This window comes from Pseudomonas brassicacearum subsp. brassicacearum (assembly GCF_008801605.1).
GTDB classification, from domain to species: Bacteria; Pseudomonadota; Gammaproteobacteria; order Pseudomonadales; family Pseudomonadaceae; genus Aquipseudomonas; species Aquipseudomonas brassicacearum.
This window is the reverse complement of sequence record NZ_VZPJ01000007.1, coordinates 65049-85775: the sequence shown is the minus strand read 5'-3', so window position 1 is coordinate 85775 and position 20727 is coordinate 65049. Positions and strand designations below refer to the sequence as shown.

Here is a 20727-nt window from a genome sequence, read left to right as displayed (position 1 = left end):
TCAATAGGTTACACATGAATCCTGATATTCCTCTGCAACTCCTGGGCGGCATCACGGCACGGGAGTTCCTGCGCGACTACTGGCAGAAAAAACCCCTGCTGATCCGTCAGGCGATTCCTGACTTCCAAAGCCCGATCGATGCCGACGAACTGGCCGGCCTGGCCCTGGAAGAAGAAGTCGAGTCGCGCCTGGTGATCGAGCATGGCGAGCGTCCCTGGGAATTGCGTCGCGGCCCGTTTGCCGAAGACGAATTCAGCAAGCTGCCAGAGCGCGAGTGGACCCTGCTGGTACAGGCGGTCGATCAGTTCGTACCGGAAGTCAGCGAGCTGCTGGAGAACTTCCGCTTCCTGCCGAGCTGGCGCATCGACGACGTGATGATCAGCTTCGCCGCACCCGGTGGCAGCGTGGGTCCGCATTTCGATAACTATGACGTGTTCCTGCTGCAGGGCCACGGCCAGCGCAACTGGAAAATCGGCCAGATGTGCGACTCCGAAAGCCCGCTGCTGCAGCACGCCGACCTGCGCATCCTCGCTGAATTCGAAGCCACCGATGAGTGGACCCTGGAACCGGGCGACATGCTCTACCTGCCGCCGCGCCTGGCGCACTGCGGCGTGGCCGTGGACGACTGCATGACCTACTCGGTGGGTTTCCGTGCGCCGAGCGCCGCTGAAGTCCTGACCCACTTCACCGACTTCCTCAGCCAGTTCCTGCCGGACGAAGAACGCTACACCGACGCCGACGCACGCCCTGTAGCCGATCCGCACCAGATCCAGCAGGACGCCCTCGACCGCCTCAAGGGCTTGCTGGCCGAGCACATGAGCGACGAGCGCCTGCTGCTGACCTGGTTTGGCCAGTTCATGACCGAGCCGCGCTACCCGGAACTGGTGGTGGGCCCGGAACTGGAAGAAGACGACCTGCTGGCCAGCCTGGAACAAGGTGCCGTGATCATTCGCAACCCGAGCGCGCGCCTGGCCTGGTCGGAAGTCGATGACGACCTGCTGCTGTTCGCCAGCGGCCAGAGCCGTTACCTGCCGGGCAAGCTGCGCGAGTTGCTGAAAATGATCTGCGCCGCCGACGCCCTGCACATCGAGAACCTCGGTCCGTGGCTGGCCGACGAAGACGGTCGCGGCCTGGTCTGCGAGCTGGTCAAGCAAGGCAGCCTGGGGTTCGCTGATGAATAAAATTCACGTTCGTGTCGCAGACTGGCAAAAGGATAACGCCGAGATCCGGCGCATTCGTGAGACCGTGTTCATTGCCGAGCAGTCCGTTCCACCTGAGCTGGAATGGGATGCCGACGACCAGAGCGCGGTGCATTTTCTGGCGTTTGAAGGCGACTTTCCCATCGGCACCGCCCGCCTGCTGACCGACGGCCATATCGGCCGCGTCTCGGTCCTCAAGGACTGGCGTGGCCTGAAGGTGGGCGATGCGCTGATGCACGCCGTGATCGCCGAAGCCGAGAAGCGTGGGCTCCAGCAGCAGATGCTCAGCGCCCAGGTGCACGCCACGCCGTTCTATGAGCGGCTGGGGTTTGCAGTGGTCAGCGAGGAGTTCCTGGAAGCCGGGATTCCGCATGTGGACATGGTGCGGCGCTCGGCCTGAAACCTGTGGCGAGGGAGCTTGCTCCCTCGCCACAAATGAATCATGCAACCTCGAAACGCCCCGCCATCTACCGATGCCGGGGCGTTTTGCCGTCTAACATTCAACTTGCGCCACCCGGGGCCGACAAACTGGCAATATCAGGCCTTTGTCTCATGGAGAAATGGACATGCTTCTACGCACCCTGCTGACCCTCTTGCTGCTTGGTAGCAGCCTGTCAGCCGTGGCCGATACGCAAATCGTGCCGCTGAACTACCGCACCAGCGCCGACCTGCTGCCGGTGGCACAGAACTTCATCGGCAAGGACGGCCAGGTCAGCGCCTACGGCAACCAACTGATCGTCAACGCCGAGCCCGGCAAGATCGAAGAACTCCGGCAGTTCCTGGCCCAATTGGACACTGCGCCCAAGCGCCTGCTGATTACGGTCGACACCAACGAAAACAACCTGCAGGGCGACCAGGGTTACTCGATCAACGGCGCCGCGCCCAGCCAGACCCGCATCATCAACCGCAGCACCGCCAGCCGTGACGGCGGCGTGCAGCAGGTGCAAGCCAGCGAAGGCCAGCCGGCGCTGATCCAGGTCGGCCAGAGCGTGCCCTTCACCAGCAGCCAGACCGACAACTACGGCCGCCTGCAAAGCCAGACCGAATACCGCAACGTCACCCAGGGTTTTTATGTCACGGCGAGCGTCACCGGCGAGACCGTTCATCTCAGCATCAGTACCAACCGTGACCGCATGAGCCAGGAACGTCCCGATGTAGTGAACGTTCAGAGTACCGACACAACCGTCAGCGGTCGCCTGGGCGAATGGATCACCCTGGCCGGCGTGAATCGCCAGACTCAAGCCGACAAGCAGGGCCTGACCCGCAGCTACTCTACCCAGGGCCGCGACGACATGATTTTGCGGGTCAAGGTCGATACCCTGAACTGAAGCACCAAAAACTGACTGATGAGTCGTATTAGACCAAAGATGTAGTGCTATAAAAAAAGCACTACAAAACGTTTGACGAGGCAAAAAACCGAAGGCATGATGGCCTCGCTCCCGCTAATCAGGGGCCCTGGCAAGGGCCTTCGGGTCGACGCTTGCAACTACCCTGCGAGCCGATTCGTGTCTGTACCGCCCACAAGGTGTGTTTGACGAGGTTGCGACTGGAACGAAGTTGTCCCGAGGGACGGAAGCGTAACTAGGTAACCCGGCATCACTCTGAGTTCGTATGGAGGCCCACGACGCCCGAATGCGCCCGCAGTTCGCCCCTACCTGCTCACTTTCCCCTCGAGCCCATCGTTCATCCCGTCGCCTCCCCGCCTGAACCGACTTGTACGCCAACCCCTGGTCGGCAGGAGCAGGAATTTTCCACCAAGACCTATGCGACGAGGTTTATCTCCATGGCACTGACACGCGAACAGCAAATTGCAGCCCTTGAAAAAGACTGGGCTGAAAACCCGCGCTGGAAAGGCGTGAAGCGCAATTATTCCGCTGCTGACGTCGTCCGTCTGCGTGGCTCGGTTCAACCTGAGCACACCCTTGCGAAAATGGGCGCCGACAAGCTCTGGAACCTGGTCACCCAGGGCGCCAAGCCAGCCTTCCGTCCCGAGAAAGATTTCGTCAACTGCATGGGTGCCCTGACCGGCGGCCAGGCTGTGCAGCAAGTCAAGGCCGGCATCCAGGCGATCTACCTGTCGGGCTGGCAAGTGGCCGCGGACAACAACTCCGCCGAGTCGATGTACCCCGACCAGTCGCTGTACCCGGTGGATTCGGTTCCAACCGTGGTCAAGCGCATCAACAACTCGTTCCGTCGCGCCGACCAGATCCAGTGGAAAGCCGGCAAGAACCCGGGCGACGAAGGCTACATCGACTACTTCGCGCCGATCGTGGCTGACGCTGAAGCCGGTTTCGGTGGCGTCCTGAACGCCTACGAGCTGATGAAAAGCATGATCGAAGCAGGCGCCGCCGGCGTTCACTTCGAAGACCAACTGGCTTCGGTGAAGAAATGCGGCCACATGGGCGGCAAGGTACTGGTTCCAACCCAGGAAGCTGTGCAGAAGCTGACCGCTGCCCGCCTGGCCGCCGACGTTGCCGGTGTACCAACCATCATCCTGGCCCGTACCGACGCCAACGCCGCTGACCTGCTGACCTCCGACTGCGACCCGTACGACCAACCGTTCGTAACCGGTACCCGCACCCAGGAAGGCTTCTACAAGGTGCGTGCCGGTCTCGACCAAGCCATCGCCCGTGGCCTGGCCTACGCACCGTACGCCGACCTGATCTGGTGCGAAACCGCCAAGCCGGACCTGGACGAGGCGCGTCGCTTCGCCGAAGCGATCAAGAAGGAATACCCAGACCAGATCCTGTCGTACAACTGCTCGCCTTCCTTCAACTGGAAGAAAAACCTGGACGACGCGACCATCGCCAAGTTCCAGCGCGAACTGTCCGCCATGGGCTACAAGCACCAGTTCATCACCCTGGCCGGCATTCACAACATGTGGCACAGCATGTTCAACCTGGCGCACGACTACGCCCGCAACGACATGACCGCCTACGTGAAGCTGCAAGAGCAAGAGTTCGCTGACGCCGCCAAGGGCTACACCTTCGTCGCTCACCAGCAGGAAGTGGGCACCGGCTACTTCGACGACATGACCACCGTGATCCAGGGCGGCACTTCGTCGGTGACCGCACTGACCGGTTCCACCGAAGAAGAACAGTTCCACTGATACACGCCGTAAACGGCCCTTGCGGACCGAGTAAAAGCTAACCGCAAAGCCGATGATCTGAAGCCCCGACTGGTTCGGGGCTTTTTTTTGCCGGTTTTTCCCGCTCCGTTTTTCACACCTTGAAGTGACTGACCAACTGCTGCAACTGGTTACCCAGGCGCGCCAGTTCGATGCTGGAGGCTGCGGTTTCTTCACTGGCTGAGGCGGTCTGCTCGGATACATCGCGCACGCTCAGGATACTGCGGCTGATTTCCTCGGCCACCGAACTCTGTTGCACCGCGGCGGCGGCAATCTGCTGGTTCATGGCCTGAATGCCGGAAACCGCCTGGGTGATGTTGCCCAGGGAGGTGCCGGCTTTGCCTGCCAATTCCACGCTGCTGTCGGTCAGTTCGCGGCTGTTTCGCATGATGCTCGATACCTGGCGCGTGCCGTTCTGCAAGCCCGCCACCAGGCTTTCAATCTCTTCGGTGGAATGCTGGGTACGCTGGGCCAATCCGCGCACTTCATCGGCGACCACGGCAAAACCGCGCCCGGCGTCACCCGCGCGAGCGGCCTCGATGGCGGCGTTAAGGGCCAGCAAGTTGGTCTGCTCAGCCACCGCCCTGATCACGTCCATGATCTTGCCGATGCGCCCGCTTTCCTGTTCCAGCTCGTTCATGGCTTCGACTGAACGCCCGACCTCGCCGGCCAGGCGCTCAATCTGAACGATGGCTTGCGCGACCACCTGGTCGCCAATACGAGCTTGTGCATCGGCCTCTGATGCAGCTGCGCGAGCTTGTTCGGCATTACGCGCGACTTCATGCACGGTGACCGACATTTCGTGCATGGCGGTAGCCACCTGATCGGTCTCGGTCTTCTGACTGTTGACCCCGGCACTGGTCTGCTCGGTGACAGCCGAGAGCTCTTCGGCGGCACTGGCGATTTGGGTAACGCCATCGCGGATGCCACCGATCAGGTCGCGCAAGGTGCTGCCCATGCGCTCAATACCCTGCTGCAAGACACCCAGCTCATCACGACGGGTCACGATCACGTGCTGCGTGAGATCACCTGCTGCAATGCGATTGACCACAGCCAATGTGTCCTGCAACGGCCGTGTAATCTGGCGGGTGATGATCAGGGCGGCAAAAATCCCCAACAACATCGCCAAGGCCGTACAACTCAGCTGCAGGATGCGCGCCTGGGCGCTGTCTTCGTCACGGGAGACCAGTTGGCTGGCATACATTTCGTCAGACAGACGAGTGATGGTTTCACCCAGATCGATAGTGTCCTGCACGGCCTTGCCAATGGCCTGATTGCTGGCAGTGAAATCCTGCACCGAACGGCGGTAAGCAATCAGCGCGGTTTCCAGCTGCTTGATGGTGTCGGCATAGGTCGGACCGAAAGCGCCGTTGAGGGTTTCGATGCCCTTGAGCGCATTTTCCAGCTGGCGGGCGGCGGCGAGCTCGGTGGCGCTGTTGGGGTTGCCGGTATAGCCACGCACTTCATAACGCACCAGTGCCAAGTCCTCTTTTGCCTTGAGGATGACCCTGTACAGCTCGAAACGGCGCTCATCCGAGGCAGGCATTGCTTCTACGTCATTGATGACCTTGGCAATCAGCGCGGCACCCTTGACCGCATTGACGCCCATCTCCTTGCGCATGGCCGCGTCATTGCGATAAGCCTCGCGCATCGTATTCAGTGCCACTTGATACTGCGTGCTGGCCTGCTCGATCAGCGCAAGTTTTTTCAGGTTTTCAGGTTTTCTCAACTCGTTTGCGAGGCTTTTCTGCTTGGCGACAAACTGGTCCAGCGACGCCTGGATCAATGCACCCTTTTGTTCATCTCCCCGGTCCAGCTGGTATTGCAAGCGTGCCCTGCGCAGGTGATCAAGACGGTTGCCGAGTTCGGTGATGCTGGTCATTCGATCAGTACGCTCGATCATTTTCCCCAGGCTGAACCAGCCGGTCGCGGCGAGGATAGCGGTCAGAAGCAGCACAACGGCAAAGCCCAAAGCCAGCTTGAGCATAACGCTCATATTCGCGATCCAAGAGTTCATGGCATTCCTTGTGGTCATCAGCCGCGAACGATGAAACCTGGCGCGGCTATCTAAGAAGGGACGTTAGCCTAATCAAGTATTGATATAGATGATTAGATGAATGAAGCACAAAGATAGCCATTTGACATCATTCATTCAAGGAAAGTCGAGGATGCATCGATTGGACGGGGGCTGGCGAGCAAAAATTGGCACGAGACCGGGCCTAAAGCACCACAGCGGTGTCGCTTAAACGTGCAAACCCCATGGCCACAGGTTCTGCATTGGCTCAACTGATCGACATTGATCTGACGAACCTGGTTTTTTCACCCGTTTTTTTTGAAGCAACCTACGCTGTAAGAGCAAGCCTGCATCTGTGGGAGTCAGGCTTGCCCGCGATGAACGATTACGCTGTCTGCCTCGGGACCGCGTTGCCGGCATCGCGAGCAAGCTTGGCTCCCACAGGAGCAGTCCCCGACACAGATCCAACCTTCACCGCCCCCTCCTCCACAAAACTTCGGCGCACGGGTAGAAAAATTGATCGAACGCAGTATTGGGCAGTCCGAAAAGGAGTAAAACGTTCGGCGCTGACAATTGCAGTAGCGGCGATGTAAGACAGTCTTTCAGGCACAACACAAAGTGCACCGTAGAAAGGCCGCCACAAATAATAATAATTATCATTTGGAAGTCATTATCATTGTTGCATTCCGCACAAAATATTATTGATGAATAACCGGCCAACGCCCACCAGGCCTGGGCCGCAGGGTCTTGGAGGCACGCTATGTCCTTATTCCAATAAATAATTTCGCTATAGGAATTTTACTTGCCCGGTGTTTAGCCATAAAATCACCGCGATTGATTGCTGCGACATATCGTCACTGCGTTATTTCATTCAAGCTCAGAGACCTTTGCTCTCTGTTAAGGATTTCCAGCATGTCCGAAGCGACAGGACTCATGGCCCACAATTGGGGCTTTGCCATTTTCCTTCTGGGCGTTGTTGGCCTGTGTGCTTTCATGCTCGGTGTGTCGAGCCTGCTTGGGTCAAAAGCCTGGGGCCGCAGCAAAAATGAACCGTTCGAGTCCGGCATGCTACCTACCGGTGGCGCCCGCTTGCGGCTCTCAGCCAAATTCTATCTGGTCGCGATGCTCTTCGTGATCTTCGATATCGAAGCCCTCTTTCTCTTTGCATGGTCTGTGTCCGTCCGCGAAAGCGGCTGGACCGGATTCGTCGAAGCTCTCGTTTTCATAGCAATTCTGTTGGCAGGTCTTGTCTACCTTTACCGAGTGGGGGCGCTTGATTGGGCTCCGGAAGCTCGGCGCAAGCGGCAAGCGAAGCTGAAACAATGAGGCTTTGGCAATGCAATACAATCTCACCAGGATCGACCCCGATGCTCCTAACGAGCAGTATCCGATTGGCGAACGGGAAACCGTTGCCGATCCGTTAGAAGATCAAGTCCACAAAAACATCTTCATGGGCAAGCTCGAAGACGTGCTGAACAGCACGGTCAACTGGGGTCGCAAGAACTCCCTGTGGCCGTACAACTTCGGCCTTTCGTGCTGCTACGTGGAAATGACCACCGCCTTCACGGCGCCCCACGACATCGCGCGCTTTGGCGCCGAGGTGATCCGGGCATCGCCACGCCAGGCGGATTTCATGGTTATCGCCGGTACCTGCTTCATCAAGATGGCGCCGATCATCCAGCGTCTCTACGAGCAAATGCTCGAACCTAAGTGGGTTATCTCCATGGGTTCGTGCGCCAACTCCGGTGGCATGTACGACATCTACTCCGTCGTTCAAGGGGTGGACAAGTTCCTGCCCGTGGACGTCTACGTGCCCGGCTGCCCGCCTCGCCCTGAAGCTTTCCTGCAAGGCCTGATGCTGTTGCAGGAGTCGATTGGCCAGGAGCGTCGCCCACTGTCCTGGGTCGTTGGCGATCAAGGCGTCTATCGCGCCGACATGCCATCGCAAAAGGAACAGCGCCGCGAACAGCGTATCGCAGTCACCAACCTGCGCAGCCCCGACGAAGTCTGATCCAGCTCTGCTCTGCATAAGAAACGAGAACCTGGCTTCATTCTTTACGTTGACCGAAAGCGATAAATAACCATGACTACAGGCAGTGCTCTGTACATCCCGCCTTACAAGGCAGACGACCAGGATGTGGTCGTCGAACTGAACAACCGTTTTGGCCCCGAGGCGTTCACCGCCCAGCCGACCCGCACCGGCATGCCGGTGCTTTGGGTTGCCCGCGCCAAACTCGTCGAAGTCCTGACCTTCCTGCGCAACCTGCCCAAGCCGTACGTCATGCTCTATGACCTGCACGGCGTGGACGAGCGCCTGCGCACCAAGCGTCAAGGGCTGCCCGACGGCGTCGATTTCACCGTGTTCTATCACCTGATGTCGATCGAGCGTAATAGTGACGTAATGATCAAGGTCGCCTTGTCCGAGAGCGACCTTAGCGTGCCGACCGTGACCGGCATCTGGCCGAACGCCAACTGGTACGAGCGTGAAGTGTGGGACATGTTCGGGATCGACTTCCCCGGCCACCCGCACCTGACCCGCATCATGATGCCGCCGACCTGGGAAGGTCACCCGCTGCGCAAGGACTTCCCGGCCCGTGCCACCGAGTTCGACCCGTTCAGCCTGTCCCTGGCCAAGCAACAGCTCGAGGAAGAAGCCGCGCGCTTCAAGCCTGAAGACTGGGGCATGAAGCGTTCGGGCGCCAACGAGGACTACATGTTCCTCAACCTCGGCCCGAACCACCCTTCGGCCCACGGTGCGTTCCGCATCATCCTGCAGCTGGACGGCGAAGAGATCGTCGACTGCGTGCCTGACATCGGCTACCACCACCGTGGCGCCGAGAAAATGGCCGAGCGCCAGTCCTGGCACAGCTTCATCCCGTACACCGACCGCATCGACTACCTCGGCGGCGTGATGAACAACCTGCCGTACGTGCTGTCGGTCGAGAAACTGGCCGGGATCAAGGTACCGGAGAAGGTCGACGTCATCCGCATCATGATGGCCGAGTTCTTCCGTATCACCAGCCACCTGCTGTTCCTGGGGACCTATATCCAGGACGTGGGGGCCATGACCCCGGTGTTCTTCACCTTCACCGACCGCCAGAAGGCCTACACGGTGATCGAAGCCATCACCGGTTTCCGCCTGCACCCGGCCTGGTACCGCATCGGTGGTGTTGCCCACGACCTGCCACGCGGCTGGGAAAAGCTGGTCAAGGACTTCGTCGAGTGGATGCCCAAGCGCCTGGACGAATACACCAAGGCTGCCCTGCAGAACAGCATCCTCAAGGGTCGTACCATCGGGGTCGCCGCCTACAACACCAAAGAGGCCCTGGAATGGGGCGTCACCGGTGCCGGCCTGCGTTCCACCGGTTGCGACTTCGACCTGCGCAAGGCGCGCCCCTACTCCGGCTACGAAAACTTCGAATTCGAAGTACCGCTGGCGGCCAATGGCGATGCCTACGACCGCTGCATGGTTCGCGTCGAGGAAATGCGCCAGAGCATCAAGATCATCGACCAATGCATGCGCAACATGCCGGAAGGCCCGTACAAGGCGGATCACCCGCTGACCACGCCGCCGCCAAAAGAGCGCACGCTGCAACACATCGAGACCCTGATCACGCACTTCCTGCAGGTTTCGTGGGGCCCGGTCATGCCGGCCAACGAGTCCTTCCAGATGATCGAAGCGACCAAGGGCATCAACAGTTATTACCTGACGAGCGACGGCGGCACCATGAGCTACCGCACCCGGATTCGCACCCCAAGCTACCCGCACCTGCAGCAGATCCCTTCAGTGATCAAAGGCAGCATGGTCGCGGACTTGATCGCGTACCTGGGTAGTATCGATTTCGTTATGGCCGACGTGGACCGCTAAGCATGAACAGCACGCTTATCCAGACAGACCGTTTCGCCCTGAGCGAAACCGAGCGCTCGGCCATCGAGCACGAGCTGCATCACTACGAAGACCCGCGCGCGGCGTCGATCGAAGCCCTGAAGATCGTCCAGAAGGAACGTGGCTGGGTGCCTGACGGCGCGCTCTACGCCATCGGCGAGATCCTCGGCATCCCGGCCAGCGACGTCGAAGGCGTGGCCACCTTCTATAGCCAGATTTTCCGCCAGCCAGTAGGCCGTCACATCATTCGTGTCTGCGACAGCATGGTCTGCTACATCGGTGGCCACGAATCGGTGGTCGGCGAGATCCAGAACAAGCTGGGCATCGGTCTGGGCCAGACCACCGCCGACGGTCGTTTCACCCTGCTGCCAGTGTGCTGCCTGGGTAACTGCGACAAGGCGCCAGCGCTGATGATCGACGACGACACCTTCGGTGACGTCCAGCCTGACGGCGTCGCCAAACTGCTGGAGGGCTACGTATGACCCTGACTTCCTTCGGGCCCGCCAACCGCATCCAGCGTTCGGCCGAAACCCATCCCCTGACCTGGCGCCTGCGTGACGACGGCGAAGCCGTATGGCTGGACGAGTACCAGGCCAAGAATGGCTACGCCGCTGCGCGCAAGGCGTTCAGCGACATGGCCCAGGACGACATCGTCCAGACCGTGAAAGACTCCGGCCTCAAGGGCCGTGGCGGCGCGGGCTTCCCCACGGGTGTGAAGTGGGGCCTGATGCCCAAGGACGAATCCATCAACATCCGCTACCTGCTGTGCAACGCGGATGAAATGGAGCCCAACACCTGGAAAGACCGCATGCTGATGGAGCAACTGCCCCATCTGCTGATCGAAGGCATGCTGATCAGCGCCCGCGCGCTGAAAACCTACCGTGGCTATATCTTCCTGCGTGGCGAATACACCACCGCCGCCAAGCACCTGAACCGTGCCGTGGAAGAAGCCAAGGCCGCCGGCCTCTTGGGCAAGAACATCCTGGGCTCGGGCTTTGATTTCGAGCTGTTCGTCCACACCGGTGCCGGGCGCTACATCTGCGGTGAAGAAACCGCACTGATCAACTCCCTGGAAGGCCGTCGCGCCAACCCACGTTCCAAGCCGCCCTTCCCTGCCGCTGTAGGCGTGTGGGGCAAGCCGACCTGCGTGAACAACGTCGAGACCCTGTGCAACGTGCCGGCGATCATCGCCGACGGCGTGGACTGGTACAAATCCCTGGCCCGTGACGGCAGCGAAGACATGGGCACCAAGCTCATGGGCTTCTCCGGCAAGGTCAAGAACCCTGGCCTGTGGGAACTGCCGTTCGGCGTCACCGGCCGCGAGCTGTTCGAAGACTACGCTGGCGGCATGCGCGACGGCTACAAGCTCAAGTGCTGGCAGCCTGGCGGCGCCGGTACCGGGTTCCTGTTGCCGGAACACCTGGACGCCCAAATGTACGCCGGCGGCATCGCCAAGGTCGGCACCCGCATGGGCACCGGCCTGGCCATGGCGGTGGACGACAGCGTGAACATGGTGTCGCTGCTGCGCAACATGGAAGAGTTCTTCTCCCGTGAGTCGTGCGGTTTCTGCACCCCTTGCCGCGATGGCCTGCCGTGGAGCGTCAAGCTGCTGCGGGCCCTTGAAAACGGCGAAGGCCAGGCCGGCGACATCGAGACCCTGCTGGGTCTGGTGGGTTTCCTCGGCCCAGGCAAGACCTTCTGTGCTCACGCACCGGGTGCCGTGGAGCCGTTGGGCAGCGCGATCAAATACTTCCGTCCAGAGTTCGAAGCCGGCATCGCGCCCACCAGCGCCGTCGTCCCGCCTCTGGCAAAGCCGATCGTAGTCGGCGCGTAAACGCTTAAAAAGGCGAAGGGTCCGTGCCCTTCGTCTTCTCGTGTGATGACGCCGTAAACGGCTGTGTTGATTCACGCGAATAACAAGATTCCATTAGCCACGCCCGCTGACACCGGGCCAACGAAGAACTTTGAACCATGGCCACTATCCACGTAGACGGCAAAGAGCTCGAAGTCGATGGCGCAGACAACCTGTTACAGGCATGTCTGTCGCTGGGCCTCGACATTCCTTATTTCTGCTGGCACCCCGCCCTTGGCAGCGTTGGCGCTTGTCGCCAGTGCGCGGTCAAGCAGTACACCGACGAAAACGACAAGCGTGGTCGGATCGTCATGTCCTGCATGACCCCTGCCACCGACGGCAGCTGGATCTCCATCGACGACGAAGAAGCGAAAGTGTTTCGCGCCAGCGTCGTCGAATGGCTGATGACCAACCACCCTCACGACTGCCCGGTCTGTGAGGAAGGCGGCCATTGCCACCTGCAAGACATGACGGTGATGACCGGCCACAACGAGCGCCGTTATCGCTTCACCAAGCGTACCCACCAGAACCAGGACCTCGGCCCGTTCATCTCCCACGAGATGAACCGCTGCATCGCCTGCTACCGCTGCGTGCGTTTCTACAAGGACTACGCCGGCGGCACCGACCTGGGCGTGTTCGGCGCCCACGACAACGTGTACTTCGGTCGCGTTGAAGACGGCACCCTGGAAAGCGAATTCTCCGGCAACCTCACCGAGGTCTGCCCGACCGGTGTGTTCACCGACAAGACTCACTCCGAGCGCTACAACCGCAAGTGGGACATGCAGTTCTCGCCGAGCATCTGCCATGGCTGCTCCAGCGGTTGCAACATCTCCCCGGGCGAGCGCTACGGTGAACTGCGTCGCATCGAAAACCGCTTCAACGGTTCGGTGAACCAGTACTTCCTGTGTGACCGTGGTCGTTTCGGCTATGGCTACGTCAACCGCAAGGATCGTCCACGCCAGCCGCTGCTGGCAAACGGCGCCAAGCTGAGCCTGGACCAAGCGCTGGACAAGGCCGCCGAGCTGCTGCGCGGTCGCAACATCGTCGGCATCGGTTCGCCACGGGCCAGCCTGGAAAGCAACTACGCGCTGCGTGAACTGGTCGGCGCCGAGCACTTCTACAGTGGCATCGAAGCCGGTGAGCTGGAACGCATCCGCCTGGTGCTGCAAGTGCTCAAGGACAGCCCGCTGCCCGTGCCGAACATGCGCGACATCGAAGACCACGACGCGGTGTTCGTCCTCGGTGAAGACCTGACCCAGACCGCCGCCCGCATGGCCCTGGCCCTGCGCCAGTCGGTCAAGGGCAAGGCCGAAGACATGGCCGACGCCATGCGCGTCCAACCTTGGCTCGACGCTGCCGTGAAGAACATCGGCCAGCACGCGCTGAACCCACTGTTCATCGCCAGCCTCGCTGAAACCAAGCTCGACGACGTGGCCGAAGAGTGCGTCCACGCCGCCCCTGACGACCTGGCCCGCATCGGTTTCGCCGTGGCCCACGCCCTGGACGCCAGCGCCCCGGCCGTCGACGGCCTGGACAGCGAAGCGGCCGCTCTGGCCCAACGCATCGCCGACGCCCTGCTGGCGGCCAAGCGCCCACTGATCATCGCCGGCACCTCGTTGGGTTCCAAGGCGCTGATCGAAGCCGCGGCCAACATCGCCAAGGCCTTGAAGCTGCGCGAGAAGAACGGTTCCATCAGCCTGATCGTGCCGGAAGCCAACAGCCTTGGCCTGGCCATGCTCGGTGGCGAATCGGTGGACGCCGCCCTGCAAGCGGTGATCGACGGCAGCGCCGACGCCATCGTGGTGCTGGAAAACGACCTGTACACCCGCACTGACAAGGCCAAGGTCGATGCCGCGCTGAACGCCGCGAAAGTGCTGATCGTCGCTGACCATCAGAAAACCGCCACCACCGACCGCGCCCACCTGGTGCTGCCGGCGGCGAGCTTCGCCGAAGGCGACGGTACGCTGGTCAGCCAGGAAGGTCGCGCCCAGCGCTTCTTCCAGGTCTTCGACCCGCAATACCTGGACGCCAGCATCCTGGTTCACGAAGGCTGGCGCTGGCTGCACGCCCTGCGCGCCACCCTGCTGGACCAGCCGATCGACTGGACGCAACTGGACCACGTTACCGCCGCCGTCGCTTCGAGCAGCCCGCAACTGGCCGCCATCGTCGACGCCGCACCGTCCGCCTCGTTCCGCATCAAAGGCCTGAAGCTGGCGCGCGAACCGCTGCGCTACTCCGGTCGCACCGCCATGCGCGCCGACATCAGCGTTCACGAACCGCGCACCTCCCAGGACAACGACACCGCGTTCTCGTTCTCCATGGAAGGCTACTCGGGCTCGACCGAACCGCGCTCCCAGGTGCCATTCGCCTGGTCGCCGGGCTGGAACTCGCCGCAAGCCTGGAACAAGTTCCAGGACGAAGTCGGTGGTCACCTGCGTGCAGGCGACCCGGGCACCCGCCTGATCGAAAGCCAGGGCGATCACCTGAGCTGGTTCGCCAGCGTGCCGCGCGCCTTCAATCCGGCACCGGGCACCTGGCAGGTCGTGCCGTTCCATCACCTGTTCGGCAGCGAAGAGAACTCTTCCAAGGCCGCACCGGTGCAGGAACGCATTCCGGCCGCCTACGTGTCGCTGGCCAAGTCCGAAGCCGACCGCCTGGGCGTCAACGACGGTGCCCTGCTGAGCCTGAACGTGGCCGGCCAGACCTTGCGTCTGCCGCTGCGCATCAATGAAGAACTGGGCGCCGGCCTGGTGGCCCTGCCGGCTGGCCTGGCAGGCATCCCGCCAGCTATTTTCGGCAAAACCGTCGACGGTCTGCAGGAGGCAGCGCAATGAGCTGGTTCACCCCTGAAGTGATCGCTGTGATCCTGACGGTCCTCAAGGCCATCGTGATCCTGCTGGCCGTGGTGGTCGCAGGCGCACTGTTGAGCTTCGTCGAACGTCGCCTGCTGGGCTGGTGGCAGGACCGCTACGGTCCGAACCGCGTCGGCCCATTCGGCATGTTCCAGATCGCCGCCGACATGATCAAGATGTTCTTCAAGGAAGACTGGACGCCGCCGTTTGCCGACAAGGTGATCTTCACCCTGGCACCGGTGGTCGCCATGAGCGCCTTGCTGATCGCCTTCGCGATCATCCCGATCACCCCGACCTGGGGTGTGGCGGACCTGAACATCGGCCTGCTGTTCTTCTTCGCCATGGCCGGCCTGTCGGTGTATGCGGTGCTGTTCGCCGGCTGGTCGAGCAACAACAAGTTCGCCCTGCTGGGCAGCCTGCGGGCCTCGGCCCAGACCGTGTCCTACGAAGTGTTCATGGGCCTGTCGCTCATGGGCATCGTGATCCAGGCCGGCTCGTTCAACATGCGCGACATCGTCGAGTACCAGGCCCAGAACCTGTGGTTCATCATTCCGCAGTTCTTCGGTTTCTGTACCTTCTTCATCGCTGGCGTGGCCGTGACTCACCGTCACCCCTTCGACCAGCCGGAAGCGGAGCAAGAACTGGCCGACGGTTACCACATTGAATATGCCGGCATGAAATGGGGCATGTTCTTCGTCGGTGAATACATCGGGATCATCCTGATCTCGGCGCTGCTGGTAACGCTGTTCTTCGGTGGCTGGCACGGTCCGTTCGACATCCTGCCGCAACTGTCCTTCGTCTGGTTCGCCCTGAAGACCGCGTTCTTCATCATGCTGTTCGTCCTGCTGCGCGCCTCGATCCCGCGCCCACGCTACGACCAGGTGATGGACTTCAGCTGGAAATTCTGCCTGCCGCTGACCCTGATCAACATGCTGGTGACCGCTGCGATCGTTTTGATGAACGCGCCTGCGGCCGCGGTTCAGTGAGGATTTGACCCATGTTCAAATATATTGGCGACATCGTTAAGGGTACCGGTACCCAACTGCGAAGCCTGGTCATGATCTTCGGCCATGGCTTTCGCAAGCGCGACACCCTGCAATACCCGGAAGAGCCGGTCTACCTGGCACCACGCTATCGTGGCCGCATCGTCCTGACCCGCGACCCCGACGGCGAAGAGCGCTGCGTGGCCTGCAACCTGTGCGCCGTGGCGTGCCCGGTGGGTTGCATCTCGCTGCAGAAAGCTGAAACCGAAGACGGTCGCTGGTACCCGGACTTCTTCCGTATCAACTTCTCGCGCTGCATTTTCTGTGGCCTCTGCGAGGAAGCCTGCCCGACCACCGCGATCCAGCTCACGCCGGATTTCGAAATGGCCGAGTTCAAACGTCAGGACCTGGTGTACGAGAAAGAAGATCTGCTGATTTCCGGTCCCGGTAAAAACCCTGATTACAACTTCTATCGTGTTGCAGGTATGGCCATTGCCGGTAAGCCAAAAGGCGCCGCGCAGAACGAAGCCGAACCGATCAACGTGAAGAGCTTGCTGCCTTAAGGAAGAAAGATGGAATTCGCTTTCTATTTCGCATCGGGTATCGCGGTGGTGTCCACGCTTCGTGTGGTCACCAACACCAACCCCGTGCACGCCCTGCTCTACCTGATCATTTCGCTGATCGCCGTGGCCATGACCTTCTTCGCCCTCGGTGCACCGTTCGCCGGTGCCCTGGAAGTGATCGCCTACGCCGGCGCCATCATGGTGCTGTTCGTGTTCGTGGTGATGATGCTCAACCTCGGCCCGGCCGCGGTCCAGCAGGAACGCTCCTGGCTCAAGCCCGGCATCTGGGCGGGACCGGTGATCCTGTCCGCCCTGCTGCTGGGTGAACTGCTGTATGTGCTGTTCGCTCACCAGAGCGGCCAGGCCATCGGCCACACCACCGTAGACGCCAAGGCCGTGGGCATCAGCCTGTTCGGTCCGTACCTGCTGGTGGTCGAACTCGCCTCGATGCTGCTGCTTGCCGCAGCCGTCACGGCGTTCCATTTGGGCCGTAACGAGGCGAAGGAGTAATCACATGCCTGCTATCCCTCTCGAGCATGGTCTGGCGGTTGCCGGCATCCTGTTCTGCCTCGGTCTGGTTGGCCTGATGGTCCGCCGCAACATTCTGTTCGTGCTGATGAGCCTGGAGGTCATGATGAATGCCTCCGCCCTGGCTTTCATCGTCGCGGGCGCTCGCTGGGCGCAGCCGGATGGACAGATCATGTTCATCCTGGTGATCAGCCTGGCAGCCGCCGAGGCCAGTATCGGCCTGGCGATCCTGTTGCAGCTGTATCGCCGCTTCCACACTCTCGATATCGACGCTGCCAGCGAGATGCGCGGATGAACCTAATCTTTCTGACTTTCGTATTCCCCCTCATTGGTTTCCTGCTGCTGTCGTTCTCCCGTGGACGCTGGTCGGAAAACCTTTCGGCGCTGGTTGGCGTGGGTTCCATCGGCCTGTCTGCCATCGTCACGGCCTACGTGATCTGGCAGTTCAACGTCGCCCCGCCCGAAGGCGGTGTGTATGTGCAGGTGCTGTGGCGCTGGATGGCGGTGGAAGGCTTCACGCCGAACTTCGCCCTCTACCTGGACGGCCTGTCCATCACCATGCTCGGCGTGGTGGTCGGCGTGGGTTTCCTGATCCACCTGTTCGCCTCCTGGTACATGCGCGGTGAAGCCGGTTACTCGCGCTTCTTCGCCTACACCAACCTGTTCATCGCCAGCATGCTGTTCCTGGTGCTCGGCGATAACCTGTTGTTCCTGTACTTCGGTTGGGAAGGCGTGGGTCTGTGCTCGTACCTGTTGATCGGTTTCTACTACAGCAACCGCAACAACGGGAATGCCGCACTCAAGGCGTTCATCGTCACCCGGATCGGCGACGTGTTCATGGCCATCGGCCTGTTCATCCTGTTCCAGCAACTGGGCACGCTGAATATCCAGGAACTGCTGGTAAAGGCGCCCGAGCACTTCAAGGTCGGTGACTTCTGGATCGTCCTGGCGACCCTGATGCTGCTGGGCGGCGCCGTCGGTAAATCCGCGCAACTGCCGCTGCAAACCTGGTTGGCGGACGCGATGGCCGGCCCTACCCCGGTCTCGGCACTGATCCACGCCGCGACCATGGTGACCGCTGGCGTCTACCTGATCGCCCGTACCCACGGCCTGTTCGCCCTGGCGCCGGACATCCTGCACCTGGTGGGCATCGTCGGCGGCGTGACCCTGGTACTGGCCGGTTTTGCCGCGCTGGTACAAACCGACATCAAGCGCATCCTCGCCTACTCGACCATGAGCCAGATCGGCTACATGTTCCTGGCCCTGGGCGTTGGTGCCTGGGAAGGCGCGATCTTCCACCTGATGACCCACGCCTTCTTCAAGGCGCTGCTGTTCCTTGCTTCCGGTGCGGTGATCGTTGCCTGCCACCACGAGCAGAACATCTTCAAGATGGGCGGCCTGTGGAAGAAACTGCCGTTGGCCTACGCCAGCTTCATCGTTGGCGGCGCGGCCCTGGCGGCCCTGCCACTGGTCACCGCCGGCTTCTACTCCAAGGACGAGATCCTCTGGGAAGCGTTCGCCAGCGGTAACCAGGCACTGCTCTATGCCGGCCTGGTGGGTGCGTTCATGACCTCCCTGTACACCTTCCGCCTGATCTTCATCGCGTTCCATGGTGAAGCCAAGACCCAAGCCCATGCCGGCCATGGCATTGCTCACTGGCTGCCACTGTCGGTGCTGATCGTGCTGTCGACCTTCGTCGGCGCCATGATCACCCCACCGCTGGCCGATGTGCTGCCGCAAAGCGTCGGCCATGCCGGCGGCGAAGCCAAGCACAGCCTGGAAATCGCCTCGGGCGCCATCGCCCTGGCAGGTATCCTGCTGGCCGCCCTGCTGTTCCTGGGCAAGCGTCGTTTCGTCACGGCGATCGCCAACAGCGGTATCGGGCGATTCCTTTCGGCCTGGTGGTTCGCCGCCTGGGGCTTCGACTGGATCTACGACAAACTGTTCGTCAAGCCATACCTTGCGATCAGCCACATTCTGCGCAAAGACCCGCTCGACCAGACCATTGGCCTGATCCCGCGCATGGCCAAGGGCGGCCACACTGCCCTGAGCCGTACCGAGACCGGTCAACTGCGTTGGTATGCGGCTTCCATGGCGGCTGGCGCCGTGCTGGTTATCGGCGCCATCGTGCTGGTAGCGGTCTGATATGAACCTTGCGAACTTGCGAAAGGAAACGAGCCCGTCATGATTCTGCCCTGGCTAATCCTGATCCCCTTCATCGGCGGCCTGCTGTGCTGGATCGCGGAGCGCTCCAGCTCCACGCTCCCGCGCTGGATTGCGCTGCTGACCATGTCCCTGGAACTCGCGCTCGGCCTCTGGCTGTGGGCGACCGGCGACTATTCATTTGCTCCGGCTCCTGGCGCCGATCCAACCTGGGCGCTTGAATTCAAGCATGCCTGGATCGCGCGCTTCGGCATCAGCGTGCACCTGGCCCTCGACGGCCTGTCGCTGCTGATGATCCTGCTGACCGGCCTGCTGGGTATCCTCTCGGTACTCTGCTCCTGGAAAGAGATCCAGCGTCACGTGGGTTTCTTCCACCTGAACCTGATGTGGATCCTGGGCGGCGTCATCGGCGTGTTCCTGGCGCTGGACCTGTTCATGTTCTTCTTCTTCTGGGAAATGATGCTGGTGCCGATGTACTTCCTCATCGCGCTCTGGGGTCACAGTTCTTCGGACGGCAAGAAAACCCGGATCTACGCGGCGACCAAGTTCTTCATCTTCACCCAGGCTTCCGGCCTGATCATGTTGGTGGCGATCCTTGGCCTGGTGCTGGTCAACTTCAACAACACCGGTGTGATTACCTTCAACTACGCCGACCTGTTGAAAGTGCAGATGTCCAAGACCACCGAGTACGTGCTGATGCTCGGCTTCTTCATCGCCTTCGCGGTGAAGCTGCCAGTGGTGCCGTTCCACTCCTGGCTGCCGGACGCCCACGCCCAGGCGCCGACCGCAGGTTCCGTGGACCTGGCGGGTATCTTGCTCAAGACGGCGGCCTACGGCCTGCTGCGCTTTGCCCTGCCGCTGTTCCCCAATGCGTCGGCCGAGTTCGCGCCGATCGCCATGACCCTGGGCCTGATCGGGATTTTCTACGGTGCGTTCCTGGCGTTCGCCCAGACCGACATCAAGCGCCTGATCGCGTTTTCCAGCGTTTCGCACATGGGCTTCGTGCTGATCGGGATCTACTCCGGCAGCCAGTTGGCCCTGCAAGGCGCGGTGATCCAGATGTTGGCTCACGGCCTGTCGGCGGCGGCGCTGTTTATCCTCAGCGGCCAGTTGTACGAGCGCCTGCACACCCGGGACATGCGTGAGATGGGCGGCATCTGGTCGCGCATCGCCTACCTGCCGGCCATCAGCCTGTTCTTCGCAGCCGCTTCCCTGGGCCTGCCAGGCACTGGCAACTTCGTCGGCGAGTTCCTGATCCTGATCGGCACGTTCGCCAGCGCTCCGTGGATCACCGCCATCGCCACCTCCGGCCTGGTGTTCGGTTCGGTCTACTCGCTGATCATGATCCACCGTGCCTACTTCGGCCCGACCAAGTCGGACGAAGTGCTGCGCGGCATGGACGGTCGCGAACTGATCATGGTGCTCGGCCTTGCGGCGCTGCTGGTTTACCTCGGCGTTTCCCCGCAACCGTTCCTCGACACCTCTGCCGCCACGATGCATGGCGTGCAGCAGTGGCTCGGCACCGCCTTCTCTCAACTCGCTTCGGCCCGGTAAGAGCGC

18 protein-coding genes and 1 pseudogene are annotated in these 20727 nt (G+C 61.2%); 17 read left to right on the top strand and 2 right to left on the bottom strand.

Annotation, left to right across the window (positions count from 1 at the left end; all coding sequences use genetic code 11):
* Nucleotides 1-14 precede the first annotated feature (14 nt).
* From F7R20_RS17145 to aceA, 4 genes are all read left to right on the top strand, one after another.
* The gene (locus F7R20_RS17145; RefSeq protein WP_003203358.1) at nt 15-1181 is read left to right on the top strand and encodes a ribosomal protein uL16 3-hydroxylase; all 1167 of its coding nucleotides are present in this window, start codon (nt 15-17) and stop codon (nt 1179-1181) included.
* Nucleotides 1174-1599 carry a GNAT family N-acetyltransferase gene (locus tag F7R20_RS17140; RefSeq protein ID WP_003203360.1) on the top strand — a complete coding sequence of 142 codons (426 nt, stop codon included), beginning with the start codon at nt 1174-1176 and terminating at the stop codon, nt 1597-1599. Before F7R20_RS17145 ends, F7R20_RS17140 begins: the two co-directional genes overlap by 8 nt.
* Before the next feature lie 166 nt (nt 1600-1765).
* Nucleotides 1766-2527 (top strand): secretin N-terminal domain-containing protein, encoded by a 762-nt coding sequence (locus F7R20_RS17135; RefSeq protein ID WP_003203361.1) that lies wholly within the window; start codon nt 1766-1768, stop codon nt 2525-2527.
* A 455-nt stretch (nt 2528-2982) separates the two neighbouring features.
* A complete protein-coding gene (gene aceA, locus F7R20_RS17130) occupies nt 2983-4308 on the top strand; it encodes an isocitrate lyase (protein WP_003203364.1) in 1326 nt (441 codons plus the stop codon).
* A 112-nt stretch (nt 4309-4420) separates the two neighbouring features.
* Here the strand turns inward: aceA and F7R20_RS32355 are convergent, their stop codons facing one another.
* Together F7R20_RS32355 and F7R20_RS32350 are read right to left on the bottom strand one after the other, a co-directional pair.
* Nucleotides 4421-5125 (bottom strand): methyl-accepting chemotaxis protein, encoded by a 705-nt coding sequence (locus F7R20_RS32355; protein ID WP_373557694.1) that lies wholly within the window; start codon nt 5123-5125, stop codon nt 4421-4423.
* A 198-nt stretch (nt 5126-5323) separates the two neighbouring features.
* Nucleotides 5324-6208, bottom strand: a pseudogene (locus F7R20_RS32350) (methyl-accepting chemotaxis protein); the annotation flags it as partial.
* Nucleotides 6209-6585: 377 nt separating this feature from the next.
* On the opposite strand from F7R20_RS32350, the gene F7R20_RS17120 reads away from it, so the two are divergent.
* The 13 genes from F7R20_RS17120 (at nt 6586) to nuoM (ending at nt 20721) form a co-directional block, all read left to right on the top strand.
* Nucleotides 6586-6933 (top strand): hypothetical protein, encoded by a 348-nt coding sequence (locus F7R20_RS17120; protein ID WP_146002236.1) that lies wholly within the window; start codon nt 6586-6588, stop codon nt 6931-6933.
* A gap of 319 nt (nt 6934-7252) precedes the next feature.
* The gene (locus F7R20_RS17115) at nt 7253-7666 is read left to right on the top strand and encodes an NADH-quinone oxidoreductase subunit A (RefSeq protein ID WP_003203367.1); all 414 of its coding nucleotides are present in this window, start codon (nt 7253-7255) and stop codon (nt 7664-7666) included.
* Between the two features lie 10 nt (nt 7667-7676).
* A complete protein-coding gene (locus F7R20_RS17110) occupies nt 7677-8351 on the top strand; it encodes a NuoB/complex I 20 kDa subunit family protein (RefSeq protein ID WP_013693708.1) in 675 nt (224 codons plus the stop codon).
* Nucleotides 8352-8423: 72 nt separating this feature from the next.
* On the top strand, nt 8424-10208 hold the full coding sequence (gene nuoC, locus F7R20_RS17105; protein ID WP_003203370.1) for an NADH-quinone oxidoreductase subunit C/D: 1785 nt from the start codon (nt 8424-8426) through the stop codon (nt 10206-10208).
* A gap of 2 nt (nt 10209-10210) precedes the next feature.
* On the top strand, nt 10211-10708 hold the full coding sequence (nuoE, locus tag F7R20_RS17100) for an NADH-quinone oxidoreductase subunit NuoE (RefSeq protein ID WP_003203372.1): 498 nt from the start codon (nt 10211-10213) through the stop codon (nt 10706-10708).
* On the top strand, nt 10705-12060 hold the full coding sequence (gene nuoF, locus F7R20_RS17095) for an NADH-quinone oxidoreductase subunit NuoF (RefSeq protein WP_003203373.1): 1356 nt from the start codon (nt 10705-10707) through the stop codon (nt 12058-12060). The genes nuoE and nuoF overlap by 4 nt, the downstream gene beginning before the upstream one ends.
* A 137-nt stretch (nt 12061-12197) precedes the next feature.
* Nucleotides 12198-14912: an NADH-quinone oxidoreductase subunit NuoG gene (gene nuoG, locus F7R20_RS17090; protein WP_003203377.1), complete on the top strand. Its 2715-nt coding sequence runs from the start codon at nt 12198-12200 to the stop codon at nt 14910-14912.
* Nucleotides 14909-15916 (top strand): NADH-quinone oxidoreductase subunit NuoH, encoded by a 1008-nt coding sequence (gene nuoH / locus F7R20_RS17085; RefSeq protein ID WP_003203379.1) that lies wholly within the window; start codon nt 14909-14911, stop codon nt 15914-15916. The genes nuoG and nuoH overlap by 4 nt, the downstream gene beginning before the upstream one ends.
* Before the next feature lie 11 nt (nt 15917-15927).
* Nucleotides 15928-16476: an NADH-quinone oxidoreductase subunit NuoI gene (nuoI, locus tag F7R20_RS17080; protein WP_003180051.1), complete on the top strand. Its 549-nt coding sequence runs from the start codon at nt 15928-15930 to the stop codon at nt 16474-16476.
* 9 nt (nt 16477-16485) lie between these two features.
* On the top strand, nt 16486-16986 hold the full coding sequence (gene nuoJ / locus F7R20_RS17075) for an NADH-quinone oxidoreductase subunit J (RefSeq protein WP_003203382.1): 501 nt from the start codon (nt 16486-16488) through the stop codon (nt 16984-16986).
* A gap of 4 nt (nt 16987-16990) precedes the next feature.
* Entirely contained in the window at nt 16991-17299 is a 309-nt protein-coding gene (nuoK, locus tag F7R20_RS17070; RefSeq protein ID WP_003180046.1) for an NADH-quinone oxidoreductase subunit NuoK, read from the top strand.
* Nucleotides 17296-19149 (top strand): NADH-quinone oxidoreductase subunit L, encoded by a 1854-nt coding sequence (nuoL, locus tag F7R20_RS17065; protein WP_003203384.1) that lies wholly within the window; start codon nt 17296-17298, stop codon nt 19147-19149. Before nuoK ends, nuoL begins: the two co-directional genes overlap by 4 nt.
* 39 nt (nt 19150-19188) lie before the next feature.
* Complete coding sequence (gene nuoM / locus F7R20_RS17060; protein ID WP_003203386.1) at nt 19189-20721, top strand: NADH-quinone oxidoreductase subunit M; 1533 nt, start codon at nt 19189-19191, stop codon at nt 20719-20721.
* Nucleotides 20722-20727: the final 6 nt, after the last annotated feature.